This window comes from Dellaglioa carnosa (assembly GCF_026948345.1).
GTDB lineage: Bacteria > Bacillota > Bacilli > Lactobacillales > Lactobacillaceae > Dellaglioa > Dellaglioa algida.
In genome coordinates this window covers 17184-33897 of the sequence record NZ_JANXLI010000005.1, presented here as the reverse complement: position 1 = coordinate 33897, position 16714 = coordinate 17184, and the positions used below count along the sequence as shown (strand labels likewise).

Here is a 16714-nt window from a genome sequence, read left to right as displayed (position 1 = left end):
TAGTGGAAGATAATAAGTTTAGTGAAACGCATCGCGCCGTTTATTATGAAGGCGATAAAAGTGGTCGTGTAACAATGGCCATGCTAATTAATATGATTATTTTGGTCTCAACGGACCAAAGTGATCATCTAGGTCTCACCGAAAAGCATCTATCTGATTTAGGTTTTGGTTGGGTTATTACACAATATCTGATTGATGTTGAGAGAATGCCTCATATTGATGAAAAATTAACGTTAACAACAGAGGCAGTTTCGTATAATCGCTTTTTCTGTTATCGAGACTTTTGGATTCATGATGAAGAGGGTAATGAATGCGCGCGTGTTCATGCTGTACTTGTCTTAATGGATCATGAAACGCGTAAAATGGTTCGGGTATTACCCGAAGTTATTGAACCTTTTGGGGCCGAATATACGCGTAGAATTGAACGTTTAGAAAATCCGGTTGGTATTTCGGATGATGATACGGTAGATTTCAAAAAATCATATGATGTTCGATTCTTTGATATTGATCCAAATCAACATGTTAATAATTCTAGGTATTTTGATTGGTTATTGGATTCATTGACAGAAGAATTTTTGATGTCACATAACTTAAAACATATGAATATTAAGTATGAAAAAGAAATTCATTATGGTCACAAAATTGATAGCATCGTTGTTATAAAGAACGATGGATTATTAACGCACCATCAAATTAAGATTGGTGATGACGTGTATTGTGAAGCAGATTGTGAATGGACGGAACGTTAAATTAAAAAAGTCTCAACTTCAAATAATGAAGTTGAGACTTTTTTAATTATTATGACAATGCATCTGCAACGTAAATTGCGAGTTCATCTTTTTGAAGTCCAGTACTCAAACCAACCAATAACTTAATGCGTGCTTTTTGCCCGTTTAAGCCACGGCAGAAGATGCCACCCATTTTCTTTAATTGAACGCCACCACCTTCATAGTCGTAAACATCTTGTGCCACACCATTAAAGCAACGTGAAACAATGACGACCGGTATGTCTCGATCAATTAATTTTTGGAGATTTTCTAGAACTTGTGGTGGTAAATTGCCAGCACCAAGGGCCTCGATGACAACGCCGTTTGTTTGGTCGTTATCAAGAAAACCGAGTAATTCAGCATCCATTCCGGCGTAAGCTTTAATGAGGTAAACGTGATCAACAACTTCATCAATAGCTAGGCAAGTTTGACTAAGTAGCTCAGCAAAAAAATTAACACTATCTTTAGCGATGCTACCAATGGGACCAAATGTTGGTGTTCTAAATGTTGCGACGTTAGTTGTATGTGTTTTTGTGACATAACGAGCGGTATGAATTTCATCATTCATGACGACTAACACACCTTTATCCACGGCATCATCACTTGCGGCAGTTAAAATGGCTGTTTGGAAATTGTGTAGACCATCTGAGCCGATTTCATTTGCTGAGCGCATAGCACCTGTTAGGACAACTGGTAAGTGATTAGGTAAGGTTAAATCTAAGAAATAAGCGGTCTCTTCCAATGTATCTGTGCCATGAGTAATAACGACACCATCAATATTTTCATTGAAAGCGAGCATAATTCTTTTTTGGATAATTAACATTTCTTTAGGACCGATATGTGGAGAAGGTAGATTAAAGACGTTCTCAGTAATTAAATCAAAACGATCACCAAATGGGTTTACGGCTTGATTTAAAGGGTTCTCTGCACCAGGCGCAATGGCCCCCGTTTCTTGATTTTCGGACATGGCAATAGTGCCACCAGTATGTAAAATTAATATTTTTTTCATAGTTTCCTCCTTGCTGACAATTAGATTATACAGATTATATTGTACTTTGACTATGAATTTGTTACGGTATATGACAGATAAGGTGGTCATGAAGATGGAAGAAAAGCGATTAAGTAGGAACGATTATTTATTTATTAGTTCAATGTTATTTGGGTTATTTTTTGGCGCAGGGAATTTAATTTTTCCTGTTTTTGTTGGTCAGCAATCAGGACAAAATCTTTGGTTAGGTAATTTAGGCTTCTTAGTCGCCGGCGTTGGTTTACCTTTTTTAGGCGTCATTGCGATAGGATTATCCAAAAGCCGAGGTGTTTTTGAGCTAGCATCCAAGGTTAGTAAACCATACGGTATCATTTTTACAATGTTACTTTATTTAACGATTGGACCGTTATTTGCTGGGCCAAGATCAGCAACAATTCCGTTCGAAATTGGGATTGCGCCGCACATTAAACCCGGTCAACAAGCTGGTTGGCTTTTATTATTTTCGTTTTTATTTTTTACGGTAGTTTGGTTGTTGGCAATTAAGCCAACTAAGATCTTAGTTTACGTGGGTAAGTATTTAAACCCAATATTTTTATGCGCGTTAGCTATTTTATTATTATTCGTATTTATCCAACCAATGGGTAACTATGCAGATTTTGCTGCAACAAGTATTTATCAAAAAAATACATTTATGTCAGCTTTTGGGCAGGGTTATTACACAATGGATGCACTGGCTGGTCTAGCTTTTGGTATTATTATTGTGGATACAATTAAGGATTTAGGCGTCACAAATTCCAAATCAATCACAAAAGGGATTATCTATTCTGGTAGTATCAGCGTTATTTTAATGGGTATTATCTATACCTGTTTGGCCTATTTAGGGGCAACTAGCTTAGGTTCATTTGCACGTTCTGATAATGGTGGGGCTATTTTGGCTCAGGTGGCAGAACGCTACTTTGGAAGCTTAGGAAGTCTCTTTCTTGCCGCAATTATCGTAGTGGCCTGCATTAAGACGGCAATTGGTGTGACTAGCGCCTTTGCAAAAACATGCGCTGAAATTATTGGCCGGGGTAGCTATGAATTGTATCTTACGTTGGGTTGTGTGGTTAGTTTCTTGATTGCAAACGTTGGATTAGATCAATTAATCTCGTTATCAACGCCGGTCTTAATGTTACTTTACCCGCTTGCAATTGTCTTGATGATTGCAGCATGTTTGGAACCCGTTTTGGAGAGATATAACTTAAAAGTTGGTATTTTATACAAGTGGTTAACTGTGCTGACCTTTTTTAGTGCTATTTTTGATGGGTTAAACGCAATGCCAATGTCAGTAAAAAATCTAGCATTTACGAAAAATATGTTAAATTTTGCAAATCATTATCTACCTTTATTCAATATTGGCTTGAGTTGGATGCTACCTGCTACGATTGGCCTAATTATGGGCTTTATTTTTATGATTCGGAAAAATAAAGTAAATTAAAATGAAACGTTCAGTGTTAATTAGGTTTAGTGCTATACTATGTAAGTAGTAAACTACAAAAATTTCGGGGTAGAGAGTACAGCGTTAAGTGCCAAAAGGACGGAATGTGTCTTTTGGACGAAGGCTAGCGATAGCTGCGGTTGTATTCTCGCATTCGCCGCATATTATAATGTGGCAACTCCAACGAGGAGATGTCTGAATCATGGAAAATTTAACAAAGAGATTGACTGCAAGGAATATAGCAGTGATGGGCTTATTATTAGCCGGTCAAATTATTCTAACCAATTTTTTATCGTATCAAGTATTAACGTTGAGGATTAGTTTTACGTTTATTGTGACTTATCTTCTGGCAGCTTGGTTTGGCCCGTTGCTGGGTGGTATCGGTTCTGTTTTATCCGATTTGGTTGGGACCATATTATTCAGTAAAGGGGGAACCTTTTTCTGGGGATTCACATTATCCGCTTTTCTGGGTGCGTTTTTCTATGGGCTTGTGTTTTATAAAAAGCCATTTACATTACCACGGATTATCATCGCCGTATTAATCAATGTCATTGTGATTGATTTATTATTAAATACATTTTGGTTGGTACTCATGTATCAATCGCCTTGGACAATTATCTATGCACGTGGGATTAAAGATTTATTTTTAATTCCTATTCAAATTATGTTGTTGTATATTGTTGGTAATAATAAACAGATTCAAAGATTAGGTAAACGATTATAGGGGGAATGGATCATGCCAGTAATGAGAGTTGATATGATTAAGGGCCGTTCTGAAAGTCAGATAAAAGAGATTTTGGACATTGCGTATGACGTTATGCTTCAATCATTTGGAGCGCCAGTCGGTGATAGGTATCAAATTGTTACGCAACACGCGGCAAATGAGATGCAAGTTCTGGATACCGGACTAGGATTTACGAGAACCGAAGATGTCCTCGTTTTCAGTTTAACAACACGACCAAGAACGACTGAGCAAAAAGAAGATTTTTATCATCGGTTAATGAATCAGTTACAACAAAAAGTTGGCTTGAGACCGGAAGATTTAGTGATTAATCTAACAACTAACACTGATGAAGATTGGAGCTTTGGTATGGGGAAAGCGCAATTCTTAACAGGTGACTTATAAAAAAACTACAAGACGGTGAGTTTATTGCCGTCTATTTATTTATTGAAAAGGCTTTAATTCGTGATATACTCAATGAAGTAAGCTATAATGAAATTATCAAAAACCCCTTGGAGGAATGTTAAATGTCAATTTTAGTTTTAGGTGGCGCAGGTTACATTGGTTCACATACTGTTGATCAGTTGGTAGAAAATAACCGCGACGTGGTTGTTGTTGATAATTTAGTAACGGGACATGTAGAAGCTGTTAATAAAGCAGCAAAATTTTATCAAGGCGATATTGCAGATAAAGATTTTATGCGTGATGTTTTCAAAAATGAAGATATTGAAGCAGTTATCCATTTCGCTGCCTCATCTCTTGTTGGCGAATCAATGGAAAAACCATTAAAATATTTTGACAACAATACAGCAGGAACGGTTCATTTACTTGAAGTTATGACTGAGGTTGGCGTGAAGAAGATTGTCTTTTCTTCAACGGCAGCAACGTACGGCGAACCTAAAGTTGTACCAATTCACGAAGATGATCCTCAAATTCCGACAAATCCATATGGTGAAAGTAAATTAGCCATGGAGAAAATTATGCATTGGACTGACGTTGCAGATGGCGTTAAATTTGTTGCCTTACGTTACTTTAATGTTGCAGGCTCAAAACCAGATGGTAGTATCGGTGAAGATCATAATCCTGAAACACATTTAATTCCAATTATTTTACAAGTTGCCAATGGTGAACGTGAGAAATTACAAATTTTTGGTGACGACTATGATACAAAAGATGGTACAAATATCCGTGATTATGTTCACGTTATCGACTTAGCAGATGCACATATTCTTGCTTTAGATTACTTGCTTGAAGGAAACGAAAGTAACGCCTTTAACTTAGGTTCATCTAACGGATTCTCAAACAAAGAAATCTTAGAAGCAGCTCGTCGTGCAACAGGTAAAGAAATTCCTGCTGAAATTGCACCAAGACGTGCGGGTGATCCTTCAACATTAATTGCCGCTAGTGGTAAAGCACGTGAGGTTCTTGGTTGGACACCTAAGTATGAAAATATGGAAGACATCATTAAAACGGCATGGACTTTTGAACAGTCACATCCAAATGGTTTCTCAAAATAAATAGTATAGCGACGATAGAGCAAGAGACTTGCTCTATTTTTTTGTTAATTTTTTCTTAGAAAAAATGTGTTAAGCTATTTTTGTGCTAAAATATGAACAAAGTAGAAATAAAGGAAGATATGAATGAAAATTTTAGCAATTGATACATCGAACATACCACTTAGCGTTGCCGTTCTAGAGGACAAGACATTATTGGCAACTATGACAACAAATATTAAAAAAAATCATAGTATTACACTGATGCCAGCAATCGCTGATGTCATGAAATTAGCTGGTGTGAAGCCTGCTGAATTAGATAGAATCGTCGTTGCGCAGGGACCAGGATCTTTTACAGGCCTTAGAATTGGCGTTGCAACTGCCAAGACACTGGCGTTTACATTGGATTGTGAATTAGTTGGTGTTTCTAGTTTGGAACTATTGGCTGCAGGTATTTCAGATGAGAAAGCTGATATTGTACCGCTATTTGATGCCCGTAGAAATCATGTTTTTTCCGGTTTGTATAGAAATAGTAATGAACTGACAAACGAGTTGCCAGATCAACACCGAGACCTTGTGGCATGGCTTACTGAATTAAAAGAACGTAACCAACCACAAATTTTTGTTGGAACCGATGTTGATTTATTTAAACCCCAAATTATCGATATTTTAGGCGAACAGGCACATTTTCCGGCTCCATTTTTAAACGTTCCACAGGCCTTTATTTTGGGGCTGATTGGTAAAGATAAAAAGCCCGTTGAACAGGAAACGTTTATTCCGAATTATCTACGTTTAACGCAAGCAGAATCCCAGTGGCTAGAAACTCATTCAGATAAGGATCATAATACCTATGTTGAAAAAATTTAAAGCACGAGTGAAACAAATTATCCCAGATTTTAGGATAGATGAACCCGCGAGAACATTAGTTTTTCAAAATCATCGTATTCAAATTAGAAATGAAACTTATTTTATGACACGTGCTGTTGTTCCTGATATTCCTGAATTACTTGAAATTGAGAAGGCAGTTTATGACGGTAAATCACCATGGAGTGCTAAAATATTCGAAGGCGAGATTTGTCAAAAAGGGAGGACCTTATATCTTGTCCTACGTAAAGAAGATAAAATGTTAGGGTTTATTGGCTGTTCAACGGATGCATTAACTGGGGATGTTCACATTACGAACATTGCCGTTCTGCCAGAATGTCAGGGTAGAGGGATGGGCAATTTCCTAGTTACGGCGATCACGAAGCGGGCTCGATTAATGAAATTTAAAACGGTTAGTCTAGAAGTCCGTCGTGATAATCAGGCCGCATTGAACTTGTATCACCAACTGGGATTTAACAAAGTTGGTATTCAAGAGAATTATTATGTTGAAGATGGCCAAGATGCCGTTGATATGTTACTTAAATTAAGATAGTAAATATAAAGTCAGTAGGAAGGAGTCCCAATGAGCGCAGAGAAAAGAAATTTAATTTTAGCATTTGAATCAAGTTGTGATGAAACTAGCGTTGCGGTGGTTGAAGATGGACATATTATACTGTCGAACATTGTTGCTACACAGGTTAATAGTCATAAACGATTTGGCGGTGTGGTACCTGAAGTCGCTAGTCGCCACCACATTGAGCAAATTACGAGTTGCGTTCAAGATGCAATGACGGAAGCCAACGTTAGCTATGACGATCTAGACGCCGTTGCAGTTACTTATGGACCCGGATTAGTGGGTGCATTATTAGTTGGTGTATCTGCAGCGAAGGCGATTGCTTTTGCCCATGAATTACCATTAATACCAGTTAATCATATGGCGGGACATATCTTTGCAGCGCGTTATGAATCTGAGATAAACTATCCTTCGATGGCGCTACTTGTTTCGGGTGGACATACAGAACTCGTTTATATGCCGGAAGAAGGCCAATTTGAAATTATCGGTGAGACACGTGATGATGCCGCCGGTGAAGCTTACGATAAAGTAGGACGTGTTCTTGGGATGACTTATCCATCAGGAAAAGAAATTGATGAACTTGCGCATACAGGGAAAGATACTTTTAATTTCCCTCGTGCAATGATTAAGGATGATAACTATGATTTTAGCTTTAGTGGTTTGAAGAGCGCCTTTATCAATACCGTTCATCATGCAGATCAACTAGGTGAAACGTTGGATCGCGCCGATTTGGCAACGAGTTTCCAACAAAGTGTAGTTGACGTGCTTGCTGAAAAAACGCTTCGCGCATGTCATGAATACGATATTAAGCAATTAATTCTAGCTGGTGGTGTAGCCGCAAATAAGGGACTACGTGTCAGACTTGAAGCTGACATGGAAAAAATGCCTACTGTTGAATTTGTTAAAGCACCCATTAAATTATGTGGTGATAATGCTGCCATGATTGGTGCCGCAGGTTATGTTGAATTTCTAAAAGGGCAACGTGCCGGTTTAGATTTGAACGCGGATCCTAGTTTAGAATTTGATTGGATTGCTTAACTATCGATATGAAAATAGAGTTCTAGAATGATACTAGATGTGAGGTTAACATCGAGGGTCATTCTAGAACTCTATTTTTTTGCCTTCAGTTTAATGTATTTTTTTAAGGTATCGCTTAGGTAAAATAAATTGTGATAAGTAAACAAATAAACTTAATCCGATTAAGAGTACAATTGTTGTCCCCAGGATGAAATCAAATGATTGCAGCTGGTAGTAAGCGAAAATACCAACGACCCACCAAAAAATATTTAACCAATAAGGTAGCGATTGTTTCATAACGAAATAACTAACAAATACTATTGCATACAGTGGTGTGAAGACGGATGCGATAAAATATAAGAATGTTTGATAGTTATCAATTGGGACTACCCATGCGATGATTAAACCAAGTACCACGATAACAGGACTAATTAATTTCATATTTTTGAATGGATGAATATTTTGAATATTAATTGTGGCTGAGAGGACATCTAAAAAAGTTGTCGTTACAGTTGAAAAAATAATGATGAATAAAGCAATAATACCTAAACCAGAAGTGACTAAGAATGATGTGAAATCAGTATAGCCGGTTCTTGTTGTTAAAAATAAACCAATTGTAAACATGATAAAACTACCGATAAAGTAGCCCATGGAACTGATTGCGGACATCGCGATTGGACGAGTTGTTGATTTTGTGTAATCACCAATCAATGGTAACCAAGATAATGCCATTGTAATATTTAACTCGACGGCTGAACCAAATGTCATCGTAGTGAGATTCGGCGTATGAGAAACGGGCGTTTTAAAAATTAAAAAAATCATGATGATTGAGCCAATAACTAACAGACTAACAATAACTAAATTAATCTGGTATAAGTGAGATACATCAACTAAAAGCCAAATGATAATTAAAATTGCCATAACGATGCCCATAATAATTGAATTTTTAAAATTAAATAAGGAATTTGACACACCGTTCATTGCAGAAATAGCGTTAACAATCATAACCGCCGTCCAACCAATTAATTGCACAAGGTTGATAAGTGAGAATAAAATAACGCCGGTTGAACCGAAAGTAGATTTTGTTGATTGAATAGCCGTCTGATGTTTCTTGGCGCCAATGTAACCAGCAGGTAATAAAAAGAGACCACACCCAATTAGATGGCCAATTAGAATAGCAAAGAGTCCTTTGGAAAACCCAAGTGGTGCTAGCAACATTCCAGTCATAATTTCAGCGATTGAAATAGCTGCACCCAGCCAAATTAAAAATTGACCATGTAGTGCTTTAGATTCAGACATCTTGGGCGCCCCCAAATTTGAAATAATGATTAATGGATTGCACCGTTTGTTTAATATCGGTACTTTGGGAAATTAATGAGATAACGGCAACACCTGAAACAGTTGTCTTGGCTAAATCGGCTAAATTAGTCTCTGAAATACCGCCAATGGCAACAATCGGGTGATCACTGATAGCCAGTAATTGAGAAAGTCCCGCAATTCCGAGTGGGGCAGTGGCATCTGGTTTAGAACTTGTAGGAAAAACGGGGCCACTGCCAACATAATCAACAGCTAATAATTGATTTGCTACATTAATTTGATCAAGCGTCTGGCAAGAGAGTCCAATACTTAATTGACCTGCTGCTTGTTGAATGACATCTGTAATTCGTTGATCTGTTTGACCAACGTGAATACCGTCTGCATGAATGTCGAGTGCTAGAGAAAGGTCATCGTCAATGAAAAAGGGGACATTGTATGCTGCACATAAATTTTGACAGCCGATTGCAAGCGCCTTTTTCTGCGTTTTATTTAACGGTTTTAATGGATTTTTTTCTCTGAATTGAAAGCAAGAAATACCGGCTTTTAATGCTTTTTCTAATATAGGTAATAATTGATTGTCAGGAACGTCTTGTGTCCCTGCAATAAAGTAACTTGCTAACCACGCTTGATTAAAGTTTTGCATTTTTTGCGACCTTTCGATATGCCCAATGGTTTAAGGGTCCATGACCGTGGCCAACAATAATGCCATCGGTAATTGTTGCTTCAACATATTTTTTGGCTGTTATAATAGCCGTTTCAACATCCACACCCTTGGCTAACTCAGCGGCAATACATGCTGATAGCGTATCTCCGGTACCATGAGTTCGGATTGTATCAATGCGTTTCGAAGATAACCAAAATGAATGGCCATTTTCTAGTAAGACAAAGTCACTCGCAGTGTCTGCAGAGGCCTGATGACCACCTTTAATAATGACATTTTTTGCACCTAACGCCTTAATTTTTTGGCCGGCCATGATCATATCTTCTTTGGAGTTAATTGTTAGATCCGTGAGTACTTCAGCTTCAGGAATATTTGGCGTCACTACTGTAGCCAGTGGAATCAAATTTTCTTTAATTGTGATAACGGCATCTTCGGTCAGAAGCGTTGCTCCACCTTTTGCGACCATGACGGGATCAACAATCAACGGACCAAAGTCGTACTTTTTTAGATTCTCTACGACAATAGAAACGTGCTCTGAATCGGCTAGCATCCCTGTTTTGCACGCTTTAATAGCTAAATCATCTGCAATTGATGTGAATTGTTCATTAATAATCTTGGCCGGTAGTGGGACGCTATCTTGCACACCTAATGTATTTTGTGCCGTAATTGCAACAAGAACAGTAGCAGCGTACACATGGCGTTCTTGCATTGTTTTCAAATCAGCTTGCATACCAGCGCCACCGCTGCTATCTGATCCAGCAATTGAAAGTGCTTGTGGGAAATCAGTCATTATATTTAGTCCTCCATAGTTATTTGGTCGGCAATTTCTTTTGTTGTCACCAAATGTAATTTGTCTAGTAAGGCGACAATAAAGCTACCTGGCTTTTCATCTACCAATTCATTTGCGACGATTTCACCAGTTGTCGCAAAAATAAGACAAGCCATTCTCGCTGCTTCAAAGTAGTTATTTTTAGAAACTGCTGCAAATGCGGCAATAAAACTTGAAAGCATGTCACCTGAACCCACGTGAATCTGGAAAAGGGGCGTGCCGTGAGTCACCGTTGTGTCATGCGTTCCATCAGAGATATAATCGGTTGGACCGCTCAAAACAACCGTACAGTTGTAACGTTGCGCGACTTTTTTTGCGACTTCTGCCAAATCAGCGGACCCATCACCAGCATCAATTCCTTTGGCCTGCCATTTGATACCGGCAAGTGCGGCTATCTCACCAGCATTACCACGAATAAAGTCAAAATGGATATGGTCTAATAAATTAGTGACCACTTTTTGGCGGTAAGGCATTGCCACAGCAACGGGATCTAGTACAAGCGGGATATTTAAGTCGTTGGCAAGTTGACCGACTTTTTCAATGTAGGGAAGCTCATTACTTCTGAATGAGCCCATATTAATTGCGGCACCGGAAGAAATCTGAAGCATTTCGCTCGCTTCTTCAATTGCGCTGGGCATAATGGGCGAAGCACCAATTGAGTTAAGCCCGTTGGCAACGTCTTGAACAGTGATGTAATTTGAAATATTAAATATAACCGGATTTTCTGAACGGATTCTATCGAGTAATTCTAATTGCATGGTTTCTCCTCTTAAGTACACAAAAACCCCACTCCTTAACAAAAAAATCGTAGAGTGGGGTCCTTCTTCACACTTTCCTACGCAAGTTTTGACTTACAGGTTCGAAGGGATTAAGCCGCAAAAGCTTATCTCAGTTCTTCTAAAGAACACCCCTAGTGTACTTATATTAAATTTTTAGTTTACAAGAAAAGAATAGGCTTTCATTGCTTGAATGTCAACAAATAACAAAAAAGAAGCGAGTCTATTCAAGAGCTAGACTTGCTTCTTCCCAATTGCTTTCTGCAGTTTCAATTGCAATTTGAACGGTTTGTAAATCAGTTTGAAGTTCTTGAAGTTTATCAGCATTACTGAAAATATCAGGCTGTGACATTTTTTCTTCAAGTTTCGTTTTCTGAGTTTCCAAAGCGGTCAGTTCGGTCTCCAAACGATCAATTTCACGTGTTAACTTGCGTTGTTCTTTTTGAGTCTCTTTATTTTGTTGGTAATTAGTTGTGACTTTGGCTTCAGGAAGTGCAGTCGTTGAAGCAAGTTCAAGGGCTAGTTTTTCAGCTTCAATTGCTTCCAGTTCTTCTTTTTTATCCACGTAGTAATCGTAATCGCCCATGTAGTAAGTTGAACCCTCTCTAGAGACTTCAATAATACTTTCGGCTACTTTATTAATAAAATAACGATCATGTGAAACGAGTAAGACTGTTCCGTCAAAGTTATTAATCGCTTTTTCGAGAACTTCTTTACTATCAATATCCAAATGGTTAGTTGGTTCATCAAAAATCAAGAAATTATCTTTGTTCATTGCAAGCTTTGTTAAGGCTAAACGTGCTTTTTCACCACCACTCAGGTTAGAAACGCGTTTCAAAACGTCATCCCCGGAAAACAAGAAACTGCCTAGTAATGAACGAATATCTGTTTCGGGAGTTGAGGGATGGTCATTCCACAATTCGTCTAAAACAATATTTTTATCCGTTAATTGGTTTTGTTCCTGATCATAGTAACCGATATGAACGTTAGTACCAAGAAAAGCTTCACCACGAATAAAGGGGATTTGGCCTAAGACGCTCTTAAGTAGGGTAGATTTACCAACACCGTTTGGTCCAACAATAGCTTGAACCTGATGTTTATGTAAGTCGATCGAAACGGGTTCAGATAATACTTGATTATCATAACCAACGGCTGCATTAGAGACGGTTAAAACAATATTGCCACTCTCATCTGCGGATTTGAAACTGAAACGCGGTGCTTTTTCATCGCCTTCAGGACGGCCTACTTTATCCATTTTTTCAAGTTGTTTACGGCGACTTTGTGCTCGCTTAGTTGTTGAGGCACGCACAATATTTTTATTAACAAAGTCTTCAAGTTTTTCAATTTTATCTTGTTGTTTTTCAAAAACTTTCCATTCTTGTTTCAAATTTGCTTCTTTTTTAACAATGAACTGTGAGTAGTTACCGTTGTAATGTGTGGTTTCATTGTGGCTCATATCGTAAACCTCTGTGACAATTTTATCTAGGAAGTAGCGATCATGAGAAACAATGAGAAGGGCGCCTGTATAGGTTTTTAAATAACCTTCTAACCAAGTTAACGTTTCGATATCCAAGTGGTTAGTGGGTTCATCTAAAATAAGTAAATCGCGTTTTTCTAAAAGTAGTTTGGCTAAGGCAAGACGTGTTTTTTGACCACCGGAAAGGGTTCTGATGTCGCGTCCAAAATCCTCTTCAAAAAATCTAAAACCATGTAAAACGGAACGGATTTCAGATTCATAACCGTAACCGTTTTGTTCACTAAAATCATGTGAAAGTTGGTCGTACGTTGTTAATAGTTTTTCGAATTTTTCCGAATCTTCTGCATTTTTCGGGTCGGCAATTTGTGCTTCAAGCGTATGAATTTGAACTTCCATTTTCTTTAAGTAGTCAAAAACGTGACTCATTTCTTCCCAGACTGAGCGTTCTGAAGAAACGGTTGTTGTTTGGGCCAAGTAACCAATAGTCATCCCTTTATGTTTAATGATTTGACCGGCATCAGTCACTTCTTGATCAATAATCATTTTAATTAACGTAGATTTTCCGGCGCCGTTTCGACCCACTAAAGCGATCCTGGCGTCATCCTTGATATCCATATTGGCATTTTCAAATAAAACGTCTGCACCAAAATATCGAGCTGCTTGTTGTACTTGTAACAAAATCAAAATAATTCCACCTTTCTTTTAGAGTAGTGCTTGAATCGTTAACACTAAGCTGTTCATGAGAATATGTGCGACCATGGATGTTTTAATATCACCCGTTCGTTTGTAAAGATAGCAAAAGAGTAATCCAATTAAGAAGTAGATAGCTAAATGGCCATCGTTATGTGCCAAACTAAATAAGAGACTAGACGTAATTGCGGCAAAGGCCGGCGGAATAAAACTTGCTAAATTGCCAAAGAAAACCTTTCTAAAAACGAGTTCTTCCATAATTGGGGCACCAAGTGAGACGGCTAGCATGTAATAAGGATATTTTGAAAAAATAGTCATAATCTCGCTCGTATTTTGTGAGGCCACGGTTGTTTTTAAAATGGCGTATGAGATTAATTGGATTCCCATTTGGATGACTAGGGTTAAAATAAATCCAAGAATTCCCCATAAAATAATTTGCGACCATTTGGATTGACTATCTATTGAATTTTTATTACTAAAGTGATGGTTTAACCAGATTAGTAGTAGGGCGCCTAAAACGTAATCGGCCGTCATAACGGGATAAATAACTGATTTTAAAGAAAATATTTGATTTAGAATTGTTGGTAAAATGAAAATAATAAGATAACCCAATAAAATGGCTATTGAGTTTTTACTAGTTGATTTTGACATGAAAACTCCTTTAACGACTATTAATTAGTTACGACTGTTTTTGTTGAACAAATTCGTATGATAAGTATAGCATAATTGACCGAATAACGAATTTAATTCATATCAAAATTTCCATATAAATAAGAGCTTAAACACTTGCAATTATCCCGAAAATTGATTATAGTTAATTTTGTGATTAGCACTTACATAGATAGAGTGCTAAATAATATAGTTGGAGGGATAGAACGTGTTAAAACCATTAGCAGATCGTGTTATTTTAGAAGTAACTAAAGAAGAAGAAACAACAGTAGGTGGAATTGTCTTAGCAAGTAATGTGCAAGAGAAACCACAAACAGGTAAGATTATTGCGGTGGGTGATGGTCGTACAATGCGTAATGGTGAAAAAATCGCCATTGCTGTCAGTGTCGGACAAACCGTTTTATTTGATAAATATGCTGGATCAGAAGTTTCATTTGAAGGTAAAGACTACTTGATTGTTCATGAGAAAGATATCGTTGCAACAGTAGATTAATATAAATTTTAAAGATGAGGTGGATTAATTATGTCAAAGGAATTAAAGTTTTCTGAAGATGCTCGTTCAGCAATGCTTAGAGGTGTTGACCAATTAGCCAATACCGTTAAATCAACTTTAGGACCAAAAGGCCGTAACGTTGTTTTGGAAGAATCATATGGCTCACCAATCATTACAAATGATGGTGTGACAATTGCTCGCGCTATTGAATTAGAAGATCATTTCGAAAATATGGGTGCTAAATTAGTTTCAGAAGTTGCTTCTAAAACTAATGATATTGCTGGTGATGGGACAACAACAGCCACTGTTTTAACACAAGCAATCGTTACCGAAGGTATGAAAAATGTGACTGCCGGTGCTAACCCGGTTGGTATTCGTCGCGGAATTGAAGCAGCAACTAAAGCAGCTGTTGCTGAATTACACGAATTATCACATAAAGTTGAAACTAAAGAAGATATTGCACAAATTGCTTCTGTTTCTTCAGCTAATGATGAAATTGGTGCTTTAATTGCTGATGCTATGGAAAAAGTTGGTAACGATGGTGTTATTACAATTGAAGAATCAAAAAGTATTGATACATCATTAGATGTTGTTGAAGGGATGCAATTTGATCGTGGTTACTTGTCACAATACATGGTAACTGATAACGATAAAATGGAAGCTAACTTAGAAACACCATACATCTTGGTGACAGATAAAAAGATTTCTAATATTCAAGAAGTATTACCATTATTACAATCAATCGTTGAACAAGGTCGTCCATTATTGATTATTGCTGATGATGTTGATGGTGAAGCCTTACCAACATTGGTCTTAAATAAAATTCGTGGTACATTCAATGTTGTTGCTGTTAAAGCACCTGGTTTTGGTGATCGTCGTAAAGCTATGCTTGAAGATATCGCTATCGTAACTGGCGCAACAGTTATTACAGATGAACTTGGTTTACAATTGAAGGATACAACGATTGAACAATTAGGTTCAGCTGGAAAAGTTAATATCACAAAAGAAAACACGGTGATTGTTGAAGGTTCAGGTAATAAAGAAAAAATTATCGAACGTGTTGGTTTGATTAAAAAACAAATCGATGAAACAACTTCTGAATTTGATCGTGAAAAGCTACAAGAACGTTTGGCTAAATTGTCAGGCGGGGTTGCTGTCATTAAAGTTGGTGCCGCAACTGAAACAGAATTAAAAGAACGTAAGTACCGTATCGAAGATGCTTTAAATGCAACACGTGCTGCTGTTGAAGAAGGTTTCGTAGCTGGTGGTGGTACTGCATTTGTTAATGTAATCGGTAAAGTTGCTTCACTTGAAGCAGTTGGTGATGAATTAACAGGTATTAAGATTGTGCAACGTGCTCTAGAAGAACCGGTACGTCAAATTGCAAAGAATGCTGGTCTTGAAGGTTCTGTGATTGTTGAAAAATTAAAATCAGAGAAACCTGGTATTGGATTCAATGCCGCAACAAATGAATGGCAAGATATGATTGCAGTTGGAATTGTTGATCCAACGAAAGTGACACGTTCAGCATTACAAAATGCAGCTAGTGTCTCAGCATTATTATTAACGACTGAAGCAGTTGTTGCTGATAAACCAGAACCAATATCTGCAGCTGACCCACAACAAATGCCTGGTGGCATGGGCGGCATGATGTAGACCAATTGTCACAAAAAATAACAAATTTTGAAGAGCTATCAATCGCCGTTATTCTGGGGATGGTAGCTCTTTTTTTTGAGCGTGAATAAAATTCGTTCATGGTGTTGTATATTTAAATATAAACGAGTAAAATAGACTGCATTCGGTGGATAGTTAATATTGTTTAAAATAATTATCTGGCAAGATGCATGTGTCTTTTTGGCAGCATGCATAACGATTAAAAAAAATATAGAACATAAGGGGTA

At 37.5% G+C, this 16714-nt stretch carries 17 protein-coding genes and 2 riboswitches; of the genes, 10 read left to right on the top strand and 7 right to left on the bottom strand.

All coding sequences use genetic code 11. The features are described from left to right. Positions 1 to 2 precede the first annotated feature (2 nt). On the top strand, positions 3 to 749 hold the full coding sequence (locus tag N0K80_RS06185; protein WP_269024153.1) for an acyl-[acyl-carrier-protein] thioesterase: 747 nt from the start codon (positions 3 to 5) through the stop codon (positions 747 to 749). 49 nt (positions 750 to 798) lie between these two features. Here N0K80_RS06185 and N0K80_RS06180 read toward each other — a convergent pair whose 3' ends face one another. Next, positions 799 to 1776: an asparaginase gene (locus N0K80_RS06180; RefSeq protein ID WP_057974259.1), complete on the bottom strand. Its 978-nt coding sequence runs from the start codon at positions 1774 to 1776 to the stop codon at positions 799 to 801. Positions 1777 to 1870: 94 nt separating this feature from the next. Here N0K80_RS06180 and brnQ point away from each other — a divergent pair, with 94 nt between their 5' ends. From brnQ to tsaD, 7 genes are all read left to right on the top strand, one after another. Next, a complete protein-coding gene (gene brnQ / locus N0K80_RS06175; protein WP_269024154.1) occupies positions 1871 to 3232 on the top strand; it encodes a branched-chain amino acid transport system II carrier protein in 1362 nt (453 codons plus the stop codon). Between the two features lie 63 nt (positions 3233 to 3295). After that, positions 3296 to 3394: riboswitch (THF riboswitch) on the top strand. Between the two features lie 40 nt (positions 3395 to 3434). Continuing rightward, positions 3435 to 3956: a folate family ECF transporter S component gene (locus tag N0K80_RS06170; protein WP_269008317.1), complete on the top strand. Its 522-nt coding sequence runs from the start codon at positions 3435 to 3437 to the stop codon at positions 3954 to 3956. A 12-nt stretch (positions 3957 to 3968) separates the two neighbouring features. Next, a complete protein-coding gene (locus tag N0K80_RS06165; protein ID WP_057974262.1) occupies positions 3969 to 4358 on the top strand; it encodes a tautomerase family protein in 390 nt (129 codons plus the stop codon). Positions 4359 to 4480: 122 nt separating this feature from the next. Further along, positions 4481 to 5470, top strand: coding sequence for a UDP-glucose 4-epimerase GalE (galE, locus tag N0K80_RS06160; RefSeq protein ID WP_057974263.1), 990 nt, complete (start codon positions 4481 to 4483; stop codon positions 5468 to 5470). 123 nt (positions 5471 to 5593) lie between these two features. Continuing rightward, positions 5594 to 6313 (top strand): tRNA (adenosine(37)-N6)-threonylcarbamoyltransferase complex dimerization subunit type 1 TsaB, encoded by a 720-nt coding sequence (tsaB, locus tag N0K80_RS06155; protein ID WP_269024155.1) that lies wholly within the window; start codon positions 5594 to 5596, stop codon positions 6311 to 6313. Further along, the gene (gene rimI / locus N0K80_RS06150) at positions 6297 to 6863 is read left to right on the top strand and encodes a ribosomal protein S18-alanine N-acetyltransferase (protein WP_112251112.1); all 567 of its coding nucleotides are present in this window, start codon (positions 6297 to 6299) and stop codon (positions 6861 to 6863) included. Before tsaB ends, rimI begins: the two co-directional genes overlap by 17 nt. A 30-nt stretch (positions 6864 to 6893) precedes the next feature. After that, positions 6894 to 7922, top strand: a complete 1029-nt coding sequence (gene tsaD, locus N0K80_RS06145) for a tRNA (adenosine(37)-N6)-threonylcarbamoyltransferase complex transferase subunit TsaD (RefSeq protein ID WP_269024156.1) — start codon at positions 6894 to 6896, stop codon at positions 7920 to 7922. A 90-nt stretch (positions 7923 to 8012) separates the two neighbouring features. On the opposite strand, the gene cytX is transcribed toward tsaD, so the two are convergent. The 6 genes from cytX to N0K80_RS06115 form a co-directional block, all read right to left on the bottom strand. Continuing rightward, positions 8013 to 9200, bottom strand: a complete 1188-nt coding sequence (gene cytX, locus N0K80_RS06140) for a putative hydroxymethylpyrimidine transporter CytX (RefSeq protein ID WP_269024157.1) — start codon at positions 9198 to 9200, stop codon at positions 8013 to 8015. Further along, complete coding sequence (thiE, locus tag N0K80_RS06135) at positions 9193 to 9861, bottom strand: thiamine phosphate synthase (protein WP_269024158.1); 669 nt, start codon at positions 9859 to 9861, stop codon at positions 9193 to 9195. The genes cytX and thiE overlap by 8 nt, the downstream gene beginning before the upstream one ends. Next, positions 9848 to 10672, bottom strand: a complete 825-nt coding sequence (gene thiD, locus N0K80_RS06130) for a bifunctional hydroxymethylpyrimidine kinase/phosphomethylpyrimidine kinase (protein ID WP_269024171.1) — start codon at positions 10670 to 10672, stop codon at positions 9848 to 9850. Before thiD ends, thiE begins: the two co-directional genes overlap by 14 nt. Before the next feature lie 2 nt (positions 10673 to 10674). Next, positions 10675 to 11466, bottom strand: a complete 792-nt coding sequence (gene thiM / locus N0K80_RS06125) for a hydroxyethylthiazole kinase (RefSeq protein ID WP_269024159.1) — start codon at positions 11464 to 11466, stop codon at positions 10675 to 10677. Positions 11467 to 11523: 57 nt separating this feature from the next. Next, a riboswitch (TPP riboswitch) is annotated at positions 11524 to 11630 on the bottom strand. Positions 11631 to 11707: 77 nt separating this feature from the next. Then, entirely contained in the window at positions 11708 to 13645 is a 1938-nt protein-coding gene (locus N0K80_RS06120) for an ABC-F family ATP-binding cassette domain-containing protein (protein ID WP_269024160.1), read from the bottom strand. Positions 13646 to 13663: 18 nt separating this feature from the next. After that, complete coding sequence (locus N0K80_RS06115) at positions 13664 to 14302, bottom strand: CPBP family intramembrane glutamic endopeptidase (RefSeq protein ID WP_269024161.1); 639 nt, start codon at positions 14300 to 14302, stop codon at positions 13664 to 13666. Between the two features lie 226 nt (positions 14303 to 14528). Here N0K80_RS06115 and groES point away from each other — a divergent pair, with 226 nt between their 5' ends. Both groES and groL read left to right on the top strand, forming a co-directional pair. Beyond that, the gene (gene groES, locus N0K80_RS06110; RefSeq protein WP_057974273.1) at positions 14529 to 14813 is read left to right on the top strand and encodes a co-chaperone GroES; all 285 of its coding nucleotides are present in this window, start codon (positions 14529 to 14531) and stop codon (positions 14811 to 14813) included. A 30-nt stretch (positions 14814 to 14843) separates the two neighbouring features. Further along, positions 14844 to 16469: a chaperonin GroEL gene (gene groL, locus N0K80_RS06105; RefSeq protein WP_057974274.1), complete on the top strand. Its 1626-nt coding sequence runs from the start codon at positions 14844 to 14846 to the stop codon at positions 16467 to 16469. Positions 16470 to 16714 lie beyond the last annotated feature (245 nt).

What these genes read in the sequence shown, in the direction of transcription:
- N0K80_RS06165 (WP_057974262.1), top strand. Translation starts at nt 3,969, where the DNA reads ATGCCAGTAATGAGAGTTGATATGATTAAGGGCCGTTCTGAAAGTCAG.
- tsaB (WP_269024155.1), top strand. Translation starts at nt 5,594, where the DNA reads ATGAAAATTTTAGCAATTGATACATCGAACATACCACTTAGCGTTGCC.
- cytX (WP_269024157.1), bottom strand. Translation starts at nt 9,200, where the DNA reads ATGTCTGAATCTAAAGCACTACATGGTCAATTTTTAATTTGGCTGGGT.
- N0K80_RS06170 (WP_269008317.1), top strand. Translation starts at nt 3,435, where the DNA reads ATGGAAAATTTAACAAAGAGATTGACTGCAAGGAATATAGCAGTGATG.
- thiE (WP_269024158.1), bottom strand. Translation starts at nt 9,861, where the DNA reads ATGCAAAACTTTAATCAAGCGTGGTTAGCAAGTTACTTTATTGCAGGG.
- brnQ (WP_269024154.1), top strand. Translation starts at nt 1,871, where the DNA reads ATGGAAGAAAAGCGATTAAGTAGGAACGATTATTTATTTATTAGTTCA.
- rimI (WP_112251112.1), top strand. Translation starts at nt 6,297, where the DNA reads ATGTTGAAAAAATTTAAAGCACGAGTGAAACAAATTATCCCAGATTTT.
- galE (WP_057974263.1), top strand. Translation starts at nt 4,481, where the DNA reads ATGTCAATTTTAGTTTTAGGTGGCGCAGGTTACATTGGTTCACATACT.
- groL (WP_057974274.1), top strand. Translation starts at nt 14,844, where the DNA reads ATGTCAAAGGAATTAAAGTTTTCTGAAGATGCTCGTTCAGCAATGCTT.
- N0K80_RS06115 (WP_269024161.1), bottom strand. Translation starts at nt 14,302, where the DNA reads ATGTCAAAATCAACTAGTAAAAACTCAATAGCCATTTTATTGGGTTAT.
- N0K80_RS06180 (WP_057974259.1), bottom strand. Translation starts at nt 1,776, where the DNA reads ATGAAAAAAATATTAATTTTACATACTGGTGGCACTATTGCCATGTCC.
- thiM (WP_269024159.1), bottom strand. Translation starts at nt 11,466, where the DNA reads ATGCAATTAGAATTACTCGATAGAATCCGTTCAGAAAATCCGGTTATA.
- tsaD (WP_269024156.1), top strand. Translation starts at nt 6,894, where the DNA reads ATGAGCGCAGAGAAAAGAAATTTAATTTTAGCATTTGAATCAAGTTGT.